This window comes from Flavobacterium sp. 140616W15, assembly GCF_003668995.1.
GTDB lineage: Bacteria > Bacteroidota > Bacteroidia > Flavobacteriales > Flavobacteriaceae > Flavobacterium.
Window position 1 is genome coordinate 1,847,026 of the sequence record NZ_CP033068.1, and the last position, 11,698, is coordinate 1,858,723.

12 protein-coding genes and 1 pseudogene are annotated in these 11,698 nt (G+C 30.5%); 6 read left to right on the forward strand and 7 right to left on the reverse strand.

Going from position 1 to position 11,698, the window contains the following annotated elements; all coding sequences use genetic code 11:
• Positions 1-334: 334 nt before the first annotated feature.
• The gene (locus EAG11_RS07805) at positions 335-841 is read left to right on the forward strand and encodes a GNAT family N-acetyltransferase (RefSeq protein WP_129541054.1); all 507 of its coding nucleotides are present in this window, start codon (positions 335-337) and stop codon (positions 839-841) included.
• 55 nt (positions 842-896) lie between these two features.
• Here EAG11_RS07805 and EAG11_RS07810 read toward each other — a convergent pair whose 3' ends face one another.
• On the reverse strand, positions 897-1,235 hold the full coding sequence (locus tag EAG11_RS07810) for a helix-turn-helix domain-containing protein (protein WP_129538690.1): 339 nt from the start codon (positions 1,233-1,235) through the stop codon (positions 897-899).
• 163 nt (positions 1,236-1,398) lie between these two features.
• Between EAG11_RS07810 and EAG11_RS07815 the strand changes: the two genes are divergently transcribed.
• Together EAG11_RS07815 and EAG11_RS07820 are read left to right on the forward strand one after the other, a co-directional pair.
• Positions 1,399-2,202 carry a DNA alkylation repair protein gene (locus EAG11_RS07815; RefSeq protein ID WP_129538691.1) on the forward strand — a complete coding sequence of 268 codons (804 nt, stop codon included), beginning with the start codon at positions 1,399-1,401 and terminating at the stop codon, positions 2,200-2,202.
• Between the two features lie 100 nt (positions 2,203-2,302).
• Entirely contained in the window at positions 2,303-2,692 is a 390-nt protein-coding gene (locus tag EAG11_RS07820; RefSeq protein WP_129538692.1) for a hypothetical protein, read from the forward strand.
• 101 nt (positions 2,693-2,793) lie between these two features.
• Here EAG11_RS07820 and EAG11_RS07825 read toward each other — a convergent pair whose 3' ends face one another.
• From EAG11_RS07825 to galK, 3 genes and pseudogenes are all read right to left on the reverse strand, one after another.
• Positions 2,794-3,549 carry a 4-hydroxy-tetrahydrodipicolinate reductase gene (locus EAG11_RS07825; protein ID WP_129538693.1) on the reverse strand — a complete coding sequence of 252 codons (756 nt, stop codon included), beginning with the start codon at positions 3,547-3,549 and terminating at the stop codon, positions 2,794-2,796.
• 212 nt (positions 3,550-3,761) lie between these two features.
• Positions 3,762-4,813: pseudogene (locus EAG11_RS07830) on the reverse strand (UDP-glucose--hexose-1-phosphate uridylyltransferase).
• Entirely contained in the window at positions 4,814-5,986 is a 1,173-nt protein-coding gene (gene galK / locus EAG11_RS07835; protein WP_129538694.1) for a galactokinase, read from the reverse strand. It abuts the pseudogene before it with no gap.
• A 487-nt stretch (positions 5,987-6,473) separates the two neighbouring features.
• Here galK and EAG11_RS07840 point away from each other — a divergent pair, with 487 nt between their 5' ends.
• A complete protein-coding gene (locus tag EAG11_RS07840; RefSeq protein ID WP_129538695.1) occupies positions 6,474-8,258 on the forward strand; it encodes an ABC transporter ATP-binding protein in 1,785 nt (594 codons plus the stop codon).
• 40 nt (positions 8,259-8,298) lie between these two features.
• On the opposite strand, the gene EAG11_RS07845 is transcribed toward EAG11_RS07840, so the two are convergent.
• Entirely contained in the window at positions 8,299-8,646 is a 348-nt protein-coding gene (locus EAG11_RS07845) for a DoxX family protein (RefSeq protein ID WP_242499291.1), read from the reverse strand.
• Between the two features lie 293 nt (positions 8,647-8,939).
• A complete protein-coding gene (locus tag EAG11_RS07850; RefSeq protein ID WP_129538697.1) occupies positions 8,940-9,392 on the reverse strand; it encodes an Hsp20/alpha crystallin family protein in 453 nt (150 codons plus the stop codon).
• Between the two features lie 310 nt (positions 9,393-9,702).
• Between EAG11_RS07850 and EAG11_RS07855 the strand changes: the two genes are divergently transcribed.
• Entirely contained in the window at positions 9,703-10,131 is a 429-nt protein-coding gene (locus EAG11_RS07855) for a hypothetical protein (RefSeq protein ID WP_242499292.1), read from the forward strand.
• 1 nt (position 10,132) lies between these two features.
• Complete coding sequence (locus tag EAG11_RS07860) at positions 10,133-10,819, forward strand: VIT family protein (protein WP_129538698.1); 687 nt, start codon at positions 10,133-10,135, stop codon at positions 10,817-10,819.
• A gap of 8 nt (positions 10,820-10,827) precedes the next feature.
• On the opposite strand, the gene EAG11_RS07865 is transcribed toward EAG11_RS07860, so the two are convergent.
• Positions 10,828-11,574, reverse strand: a complete 747-nt coding sequence (locus EAG11_RS07865) for a rhamnogalacturonan acetylesterase (protein WP_129538699.1) — start codon at positions 11,572-11,574, stop codon at positions 10,828-10,830.
• Positions 11,575-11,698 lie beyond the last annotated feature (124 nt).

Genomic DNA, 11,698 nt, shown 5'->3' on the forward strand with positions numbered 1-11,698 from the left:
TCAATTATTTAAGTACTACGACATAATTTTTAATCACATAATCATTCTCAATAAACTAAATTGTACATCAAGTCATTATGCTAATTAATTCAAAAAATTATATAATCTGTAGGAGAATAAAAGTACCCCTATCACAACAAAAAACCACCAATACTTTTTTATAGAGGCATAATTTTCATTATCTGAATTTCTTATTGCTAATCCCATGACAATACTTACCAAAGGCAAAATAAATCTTATTATCTGTTCTATTTCCATTTTAACACTAACTATTTTCTTATTTGCGAATATATGTATTTTATTTTTTTACTTTTGATAAATGCACATCAATAACATGACAAACCTATACCAAAGCCCAAGGATAATCATTCGTGAATTTTTGCCAGAAGAGCAACAAACATTTTTAAACTTGTTTAAAGATGCTGAAGTTACCCAATACTTACCAGAAACTTCTGCTGAGAGGTATATAGAAATGTTTAAAGAATTACTTGAAAATTATGAAAAGGGTAATCTTAGCCGTTGGGCAATATTTGACACTACAAACAACAATTTTATAGGGATGTGTGTTGCGCGTATTTTTGTACACAACAGCAATCAAATAGAGATTGGATATGTTCTTAGTAAAGAATATTGGGGTAAAGGCATCGCTACTGAAGTATGCAAAGCTATGACTCAATATTGTTTTACAAACACCAATATTCCTGAAGTAGTTGCCATAACTGATCTTGACAACAGTGGCTCACAAAATGTATTACAAAAATCTGGTTTTGAACGAAGAGACAATCTGATAAGAGATAATGAAGAACTAGCCTATTTTATAATTAAAAGAGCGCAACTTTAATTTAATAAATAATACAATTTGCTGATAGTCTGTAAAATCGTTTTCTTGAAATAAATTAATCTTCCTCGGCAGGAATCATTAATTTACCCCAATCATTTAGCATCCATAAAATCGTTACCAATTTTTCTCCTAATTCCGTAAGTGAATATTCAACTCTTGGCGGAAGCTCATTAAATGACTCTTTGGTCAGAATACCGTCTTGTTCCATTTCTTTTAACTGTTGATTCAAAACTCTTCTGTCGACTTTTGCAATTCCACGTAAAAACTCGCTTGGGCGTTTTTTACCTTCATTGATTTGCCAAACAATAGGAACTTTCCATTTCCCACTAATAGAATTAACTGCTACTTCTAATGGGCAAATTTTATTTTCTAAGCTTCTTTCCTTTGTTTTCATAATAGTGACTTTTTTATCCCTATGTGCTAAAATTATGCGCTATTGCAGATACAGATAATGTTTTGAATCTTTGCAAAATTAATAAAATAATTAACATCTATTTTAGCAAAGCCAATGTTTATGCTAACTAATCGATACTTTATTAGAGAATTTATAAATTATTATGACAGAAATAAAACGTAAAGGTTCGCGCTCAACTAAGGACATACCCGTCGATATTTTAGATAAACTTAATAAAGGAGAAATTGAGACTGCCAATTTAGTAGAATGGTTAGCTATTGATCAAAAACTGTTACTTAAAAACGTTCTTCATCAAACCAATCGTTCTAAGTATTTGGAGCCAATTATTACAAATATTGAGGCACTAAAAAAACAAACTGTCAATACTATAAATGAAACTATTGGAACTAGTCTTTTTAGATTAGCTAAACTGGAAAATGATAGTGAACTTTTTACAATAATTTCAGCTCATAAATCAGACTTAGTTAGATGCTGGGCAACTTATACTATTGGAAAGAACGCAGAACTATCAATTAGTGAAATGTTAGATCAAATTCAGCCTTTTGCTGCTGATAAACATTTTGGTGTTAGAGAAATTTGCTGGCTAGCAGTAAGACCTTCTATAGCTAAAAATTTAAACGAAAGCTTAACCATTTTATCAGAATGGACAAAACACTCTGACGAGAATATAAGACGGTTTGCAAGTGAAGCTACCAGACCGAGAGGAGTTTGGTGTGAGCATCTTGAAATATTAAAACAAAACCCTGAATTAGGGTTAATTATTTTAGAACCTCTAAAATCAGATAATGCAAAATACGTACAAGATAGCGTTGGGAACTGGCTAAATGATGCCAGCAAAAGTGATCCTGATTTTGTCATTGAAATTTGCAAAAAATGGAAAGAAATTAGCCCTACAAAACAAACAACATATATAGTTAAAAAGGCACTTAGAACTATCGAAAAATAATTATTTATCTGCGTTTTTTATTCATTAGAATGTCTAAAATTAAATTAACAACAAATAAAAAATACATACATTAGCCATAAAACCAACTAATGTATAAACAATGCAAGACGTTATTAAAAAATTAAAATTTAAGGACAGCGGGATTGTTCTTAATGCACCTAAAGAAATAAAAGAAGAGTTTATTAAACTTGGAATGAAAATTACTTTTGATAAAAAAACAAAAAGCACGAACACCTTGATTTTTATTAATAATAACCAAGAGTTTTTAAACTTTCTTAAATATGATTTAGAAAATATCGAATCTGATAGTGTTTTATGGTTTGCGTATCCAAAAGGGACTTCAAAAATTAAAACCGATATAAACAGAGATACAATTCGAGTAACTGCAGAAGAATTCAGACTTAAAACTGTAACTGCTATTTCTATAGATGAAACTTGGAGTGCATTACGTTTTAGGCCTATTGATAAAGTGGGAACAAAAAAAACTTAAATAGAAACTTAATCTCTTTAAATACTAAATTGATAAATACTAAATCCCATAGAAATATCCATTTAAATCAATATTTCTATGGAATTATTTAACTATAAATTCTAATTATCCATTTGAAAATAAGGGGCTAAAATATCTTCAAAATTATACAATCCTATTTCTTTATTTTCAATATTTACAGCTACAAAAACAACGCCCGTTCCAAATGCTTCTCTTGAAATTGATTCGTGAATAAGTCGCACCGTTTGATATGGAAATCCAAATATTACTTCATGTTTTCCTACAATACCTCCTGCCCTAACCGAATTTATATTTTCTTTTTCGACATCTAGAGCTTCCGCAATTTTAATAGCCGTGCCTGACGTTCCTTGTTTTAATTTAAAATGTTCTTCGTTTACTTCAATATCTACCCAAGGAGCTATTTTCTTTAAAAATTTAGCAGCAAATAACAAATAATTTACCCCTAATGTAATATTTGGAGACCAAAATACAGTTGTTTTAATGGCTAATTTTTTCAGAAGGTTTAACTCTTTTTCTGTATAATGAGATATTGCAGATATAATTTTAATTCCTCTTTGTGCTGCAGCCTCGCCATAAGTATGAATACCTAAGCTAGAAGAAAAGTCAATTATAATATCTACGGGATGCTTGTCTAAGAGCTCTTTTATAGTTGTTTTTGAGCTTGAATATATTAATCCTGGCTCATCTGATGGAACTCCAAAAAATTCTGGAACTGATCGATGTTCAAGTACTGTACTTTGCCTTAAAACCCATTCTAAACAAAAAGCCTTATTTTCTAGTAACACTGAAGCAACCGATTTTCCTGTTTTTCCAAATCCTATTAATCCTATTTTCATAACTTTTTATTTAAATGATTTTCAATTTATTTCGCTTATAATCTTTTGATTTCATTACGAAACAAACTGATAATTAATACTATTTAAGTAAAAATAGGATAAAAAAACAAAAAAAGGAAGCCTAAACTTCCTTAATCTTATTCAATATTCATTTATCTAATGGGAAAAGACAAATAAAAATGAACGATAAATCGTATTTTATCAATATAAAATTATGATTCCATTTTATAATGAATATTTGATTGCTCTCTTAAATGAGCTGCACTTTTTTCTGGAGTTAAATCTCGTTGTGACTCACCTAACATTTCGTAGCCAACCATAAATTTCTTAACAGAAGCAGATCGTAATAATGGTGGATAAAAATGCATATGAAAATGCCATTCTGGGTGTTCGTTTCCATCTGTTGGAGCTTGATGAATTCCTGATGAATATGGAAAAGAGGTATTAAAAAGGTTATCGTATTTTATTGTTAACTGTTTTAATATAGTCGCAAATGCAACAGATTCTTCTGCAGTAAAATCAGTTATTCTTCCGAAAACTCTCTTACTTATAATCATCGTTTCATACGGCCATACTGCCCAAAAAGGAACTAAAGCTACAAAATGATCATTTTCAATAACGATACGAGTTTCTTTTTTAATTCTGCTTTAAGATAATCAGCTAAAAGCGTGGTATCGTATTTGTTAAAATAGTTTTTTAAGCTATTTTGTGTTTTTTCTACCTGAGTCGGCAATGATTCTTGTGCCCAAATTTGTCCATGCGGATGTGGATTACTGCATCCCATAACACTTCCTTTATTTTCAAAAATCTGAACATAATTGATGTATTTAACTGCACCTAAATCAGCATATTCTTTTTGCCAAGTTTTAATAATATTTTCAATGTCCTTAATTTCCATTTCTGGCAATGTAAGATCATGTCTTGGTGAGAAACAAACCACTCTTGAAATTCCTCTTTCTGGTTTAGCTAAGAAAAAAGTATACTTGATATCTTCTTCATATATAATTTCATCTTGCTTCATCGCAGCAAAATCATTATCGAAAACAAAGCTACCTTCGTATTTGGGATTGCTTATTCCGTTAGCTCTTACATTATCTGGACACAAATAGCAAGTTGAATCGTATTTCGGCAAAGGTTCTGTTACAACTAGTTCATTTTGTCCTTGCCAAGGACGTTTTTCTCTATGAGGTGAAACAAGTACCCATTCGTTTAATAATGGATTATACCTTCTGTGGGGGTCTTCATTAATGTTAAAGTTTCTCATTTATTTATCTAAGGTGTAAAGTGATGTTCCAGTTCCGATTTTTACGTCGTAAAATTTTAATTCAATACCAAATATATCTAAATAAAGGGACGAAAACTTATTTTTCACCTCATTTTCTTGTCCTTTTTTAATTAAATTGATTGTACAGCCTCCAAATCCCCCACCCATCAATCTAGAACCTATTATAGCATCATCCTCTTTTGCTGTTGCAACAAGCATGTCTAACTCTTCGCAACTAACCTCATAATCAACAGACAAACCTTTATGAGTATCAAATAATAGTTGTCCTAAAAGTTCTATGTTTCCATTATCAAGAGCATCACATGCTTGTGCAACACGTCTAATTTCATTTATAACATAATGCACTCTTTTAAAAACAATTTTATCCATTTTGTCTCGAATGCTTAATAATTGGCTTTCTTGACAATCTCTAAAACTCTTGATCTCTGGAAAATATTTTTTGATTATCGACAGTCCTTTTTCGCATTCTTCACGACGCGTATTATACTCAGATGTAAATAGCGAATGTTTTACATTACTGTCAAATAACACCAAGGCATAATTATTAAAATTTGCTTCGTGGTATTCGAATTCTAGTGTTTTGCAATCTAATTTAATTACTTTATTTTCTAATCCATGAACACTTGAAAATTGATCCATGATACCACAATTAATTCCTACCCAATGTTCTGCTTTTTGTCCTAATAATGCAATATCTACTTTATTGATAGTAAGATTAAAAAGTTCTTTTATACCAAAAATCATCCCGCATTCTAATGCTGCCGAAGATGATAATCCTGAACCTACTGGAATATTACTGCTAAAAACACAATTAAATCCTTCTAAAGAAAAACCATTATCCTGAAGCTGTTTTACAACACCTAAAATATAATTTGTCCATACAATATCGCTCAATTGAATTTCTTTTGTTAAATCTAATTCAAATTCATCATTTAAATCTATTGCGTAAATTTTTGATTTTTGAGAATTGTTTTTTTCTAAAGCAAAACAAATAATTTTATCTATAGCGGCCGGTAATACATATCCATCATTATAATCAATATGCTCACCAATTATATTGATTCTTCCTGGTGAAAGAATTATTTTTTGAGGTTCATTCCCAAATTTTTCTGTAAAAAAATGGGATGTTTTTTTGATTAAAATTTCATTCATTGTTACTTATTAATATAGTTTGTTGGTTAATTATTATAGACTTATAAAAGTAAATAATCAGAACTTATGTTTTAAGTAAAAACCAGTCTTATAATTATTTACATTTTATAGAAAATCAAAAATATATACTTATCCAAAATAATCCTACTAGTACCTACTGGTTTAAAAAAAATGCCTAAAAAAATTAAAAGTAATAAGATACTCTAAGTCTATTTATTTGTGGTATAAAAAGAGTGTAACAACAGTAAATACAGGTATAATTTAATTATTCATTCAATAGTCTTTTTTCTTAAAAAGATTTAAGCTCCTTCTCTGGTTAACTAACTGGTATAGTTTTACGTGATTTTATTACCTATTAAATAAATTGCTACCTGCGAATTGCACTATAAAATACAATTTATAAATCTTAGGTTTTATTGCATCGAATGCGAATCACATCTAATGGGTTAATTTAATATCTTTATATTTCATTTCAATTAAAATTTATATGATTTTATTCTGGAAATATCTCAAACCATACAGTTGGCTCATAGTTTTAGTTTTGTTCTTTGCTGGTATTTCACAAATTCTTTCTCTTTATGATCCCATCATTTTCGGAAAAATTATAGATGATTATGCTTTAAAAAACAACCAAAGCGACAATAGTAAAGAAAATGGTGTCATAAAACTATTAATAATAGCAGTTGTTATTGCTCTCACGGCTCGTTTATTTCTTTCACTCAAGGACTATGTATTGCGAATGATAGTACAAAAATTTGGAATGCAAATTTTCAATGACGGACTAAGGCAAACACTTAGATTACCTTTTCAGGAATTTGAAGACCAAAGTAGTGGAGAAATATTGTCTGTTTTACAAAAAGTACGCACTGATACTGAGAAATTTATTTCAGCATTTATAAACATCTTATTTACTTCGGTAGTAGGCATTGGTTTCTTAATGTGGTATGCAGTTACTAAGCATTGGGCGCTTATTCCTGTTTTTTTTATTGGTGTTGTTATCTTGGGAGGATTGACTAGTATTTTAAGCAAATCAATTAAAACCTTGCAACGTTCGCTCATTCGACAAAATCGGCAAATGAGTGGTACTATAACGGAGAGTCTACGGAATATAGAACTAGTAAAAAGTCTAGGGCTTACCTATCCCGAAATTCGACGTTTAAAGGTTCATACTCAAGAAATTTACGACTTAGAGATGGAAAAAGTCAAGAAAATGAGAACGCTTACTTTTCTTCAAGGTAGTATTTTGATATTTCTTAAACAGTCTATCCTATTTATTTTATTGTGGTTAATTTTTAAGAATGTTTTATCTCCTGGTGAACTTATTTCAATGCAATTTATATCTTCTGGAATCATTAGCCCATTACAAGATCTTGGAAGTATAATTATCTCATATCGTGAAGCTGAGACTGCTTTATTTTTGTTTAATGAATTAATGCAAAAAGAACCTGAATATAGTCCTGAAGAACCTGTAGAAGTTGGTTCAATTAGTCAATTACATTTTAACAATGTCGTTTTCAAGCATAAAAATGCAACTTATAATGCTATTCAGAACATTTCATTTAAAGCTAAACTTGGAGATAATATTGCTTTTGTAGGTCCATCTGGTTCAGGAAAATCAACTCTTGTAAAACTATTGGTGGGGCTATACCGCCCCGTTGAAGGCGATATCCTTTATGATGATATTTCTATTAAAGATTTACGATACAATCATGTTCGAAGACAAATGGGTTTTGTAACACAAGATACGCAACTATTTTCAGGAACTATTCGTGAAAATCTATTATTTGTTAAGCCAGATGCTACTGAAGAAGAAATGCTTTCGGCCATAAAAAAAGCATCTGCAACTCCAATAATATTAAATTCAGGTAAAGGGCTTGATACTGTTTTGGGTGAAGGTGGAAAAAAACTCTCGGGTGGTGAAAAGCAACGTCTTTCTATTGCTAGAGCTCTATTACGCAAACCAAAAATATTGATATTCGATGAAGCAACTTCTGCTTTAGATTCCCTCACTGAATCTCAAATTACGCAAACTGTTAGAGAAATATCTGTTGACAAACAACAAATTACTATTCTAATTGCTCATCGACTATCCACTATTATGCATGCCGATACTATTTTTGTACTCGAGCGTGGAAAAATTATTGAACAAGGAACTCACCATGAACTTGTTGATAAAAAAGGGTTGTATTATGCAATGTGGAGGCAACAAATTGGTGAACGTAAAGAGGATTTGCCATCATCCAAAAACACAAATAAAAAAAGCAAGATTTAATCGAAATCTTGCTTTTTTTATTATTTAAAACTAAATCTTACTATAATCTCGCTTTATATTCATCGAAACTAAATGGTCCAGGACCAAAAAAAGAAATCATTAATGCAGCTCCAATGATAGATAAGTTTCTCATAAATGTCATAAGTACATATTGATGACGAACAGGATCTACAACATTCCAAAAATCGTGCATGATGAATGTCACGGGCAAAAGAATTAAAATTATCAACCATGCTCCCCATTTGGCCATGAATCCAGTTAAAATACTTAATCCACCTAATAATTCAAGAACACCAACTAAGGGCACTAAGATATAAGAAGAGGGTATTCCTTTTGCTGTCGCTTCATAAATATAATAATCTGAAAAATTTGCGATTGAAGAATACATAAAAATTGTACTGAACAAAATTCTGCCGATTAAAGGGATATAATTCATAGTAAAAAAGTATTAATTAAATTGATATTTTTCATTCTATAATAAAAACTTTAAAATAATAGGAATCCTTAAATTTAGTGAATTAAATTTAAAAAAAACAATCATTTTATAACCAAATAGCTACAACACATATATTTATACAAATTCAAACTGGTATGTATTAAAAAAATAAGGGCTGCCTCATATTGAGACAACCCTTATTAAATAAACTAAATGTAATTAAATATAAGTAACCGAATTTAGAATTAACTAATTTCAATCACTCGCGGCGCTTTATTTTCCTTTGCTTCTTCCTTTTTAGGAATAACAAGATGTAAAAGTCCGTTATCGTAATTCGCTTTTATATTTTCTTCATCAACCACATTGTTAGGCAATTTAAAACTGCGTTGGAATGATTGATAACTAAATTCTCTACGAGTAAAATTATCTTCAACAGTTTCTTTTTCATCTTTTTTACTTGATGAAATTGTCAATAAATCATTGTCAAAAGTAACTTTAAAATCTTTTTTATCCATTCCTGGTGCTGCAAGTTCTACCTCAAAATTATTGTCAGTTTCTTTAACGTTTACTGACGGTAGTGTTGTACTTGTAGCTGAAAAATTATTGTTTTCCCAGTTAAAAAGCTCACGTCCAAAAATATCATCCAATAATGATGGTAATGATTGTGAATTATTTTCGTTTTTTCTGATACTTAACATGATGATTTAGTTTTAATAGTTATACAAATAATTTAATAATCATTAAAATTTCATTCAACACCATGTATATAACAAAATAAATACCAAATTATAAAAAGTGATTTTTTATCCCAAATAAATGATTTTTTGACACATAACTACCCAAATAAAGCAATAATAAATGTCAAAATGACAGTTATCGTAATTTTTATATAAATCACTCTTACTCTAACCTCTTTTAAATCAAGTAAAATTATCATCACCTAAAATTTAGAACCAGTCTAACCACCTAACTGGGGGCTTTACCGTTATTTAATACTAATTTTATTCATTGAATTATAAAATCATTACCATGAGTGCTGTTGAAAATGAAGCCTTATTGAGGAAAGGACTCGCTGCAATAGATGAAAAAATAAATAAGCTTAACGATGAAAAAATTAAGCTTTTTTTTGATGCATTAGGTTTAAACAAACGCAAAGATATTCCTAAAGATTACTTACAATGGGAAACCATTCTTATTGTTGTACCTAACCGACAAATATCGCATGAACTAAAATCATATAAATATTCTATATCCAGAATTACCTTTATTACAAATATTTACGCAAAAGAAATACATATTTTCGATTTTAATGATTGGAAAAAAGCTTTTGGAAATAAAACTCATTTGCAAGTAAAAAATGCTTTAAAAGATAGTTTTGGTGGTGTTCAAAAAATCCAAGAAGAATACATCAAGACTCTTCCAAAAATAACTAAATAGTATGGAGAAAGAGCACCATTATATAAACAGAAGTGGTTGGGTTCGTGCAGCAGTCCTTGGTGCTAATGATGGTATTTTATCAACTACTAGTCTCGCCATTGGTATTGCTGCGGCAAGTACTACTCGTGAACCTATTATTTTAGCTACTATAGCTGGTTTGGTAGCCGGTGCTTTATCTATGGCCTCTGGCGAATATGTTTCTGTAAGTTCTCAATCTGATATTGAAACTGCTGATCTAGAAAGAGAGCGCATTGCGTTAGAAACGGTGCCTGAGTTAGAGTTAATAGAGTTAGCCGACATCTACGAAAATAGAGGATTAACTCCTGAACTTGCCAAAGAAGTTGCTGTACAATTAACTGCCCATAATGCTCTAGAATCACATGCTAGAGATGAATTAGGTATTAACGAAATTACTCAGGCAAAACCCCTCCAAGCTGCTTTTGCTTCTGCCGCATCATTTATATCTGGTGGAATTCTACCTCTCCTTGTTTCAATTTTTGCTCCTCTTAAAGATATTGTGCTATTTCAATATGCTTTTGCTATTATATTCCTTGCTCTTTCTGGTGCCTTAGCTGCCAAAGCTGGCGGTTCTAGCACAATAAAAGCTGTAATAAGAATTTCCGTTTGGGGAACTTTTGCTATGGGAATATCTGCATTAGTTGGATACATTTTTGGGGTAAATGTTTAATTTTTCAATTAATTCTTTAGCACACTTTTAAGTTTTTTAAGCAATATATTATCCGAAATTTTAATTTGTTTAACGGCCAATTTAGCTACTTCAGTTGCGCCTAATAACGAAAGATGAGTATCGTCATCTTTACCATCTGGGTAAAATGCTATCTCCCCTGCCTTATAATGCAAATGAAGTTTTTTAGATTGCTCTGGACCATAAGACTGCTCTAATAATTCAGTATAATATTCTAAGTCGATAAATGGTACTTTTAATTCCTGAGCGACTAATCTAGCCTCTAATGGATACTCTCCATGTGTCCCAATTAAAACTCCTTGTTCGTTAAAATTTCTTCTTGCAATTGATGAAAATAATACCGGGATTGCTCCTTTTTCTCTGCTTTCATTTACAAAGCGGATCAAATTATGGCGATATGCCGTATGCGGATTTGTATAACGTAAAGAATCACCTATTTTTTCATCATTATGTCCAAACTGAATAAATACATAATCTCCTTTTTTTAGTAGTTTGTATATCGTATCCCAGCGTTTTTCGGCTATAAAACTTTTAGTACTTCTCCCATTGACCGCTCTATTATCAACGACAATGCTTTCATTAAAAAAAGACTGCAATACTTGACACCAACCGTATTCTGGATTTCGTTCTGGGTCTTTTTTATTTGCCATTGTAGAATCTCCAATGCAATATAAAGTTGTTTTTTGTGCTGTACCGTTAAGGCTTATTAAGAATATAATTAATAGATAATATTTCAATTTTATTTTTTTTTTAGATTACTTAAATTACTTAGATTTTTAGACATTCTTAGACTTCTCAGATAGTAGTCGCAGCTCTCAGTTTCAGTCTCGGTTTGCAGTCACAGTCTTACATCTTGCTCAT

Coding starts and splice junctions, on each gene's coding strand:
- EAG11_RS07805 (WP_129541054.1), top strand. CDS start 335: ATGACAAACCTATACCAAAGCCCAAGGATAATCATTCGTGAATTTTTG.
- EAG11_RS07810 (WP_129538690.1), bottom strand. CDS start 1,235: ATGAAAACAAAGGAAAGAAGCTTAGAAAATAAAATTTGCCCATTAGAA.
- EAG11_RS07815 (WP_129538691.1), top strand. CDS start 1,399: ATGACAGAAATAAAACGTAAAGGTTCGCGCTCAACTAAGGACATACCC.
- EAG11_RS07820 (WP_129538692.1), top strand. CDS start 2,303: ATGCAAGACGTTATTAAAAAATTAAAATTTAAGGACAGCGGGATTGTT.
- EAG11_RS07825 (WP_129538693.1), bottom strand. CDS start 3,549: ATGAAAATAGGATTAATAGGATTTGGAAAAACAGGAAAATCGGTTGCT.
- galK (WP_129538694.1), bottom strand. CDS start 5,986: ATGAATGAAATTTTAATCAAAAAAACATCCCATTTTTTTACAGAAAAA.
- EAG11_RS07840 (WP_129538695.1), top strand. CDS start 6,474: ATGATTTTATTCTGGAAATATCTCAAACCATACAGTTGGCTCATAGTT.
- EAG11_RS07845 (WP_242499291.1), bottom strand. CDS start 8,646: ATGTATTCTTCAATCGCAAATTTTTCAGATTATTATATTTATGAAGCG.
- EAG11_RS07850 (WP_129538697.1), bottom strand. CDS start 9,392: ATGTTAAGTATCAGAAAAAACGAAAATAATTCACAATCATTACCATCA.
- EAG11_RS07860 (WP_129538698.1), top strand. CDS start 10,133: ATGGAGAAAGAGCACCATTATATAAACAGAAGTGGTTGGGTTCGTGCA.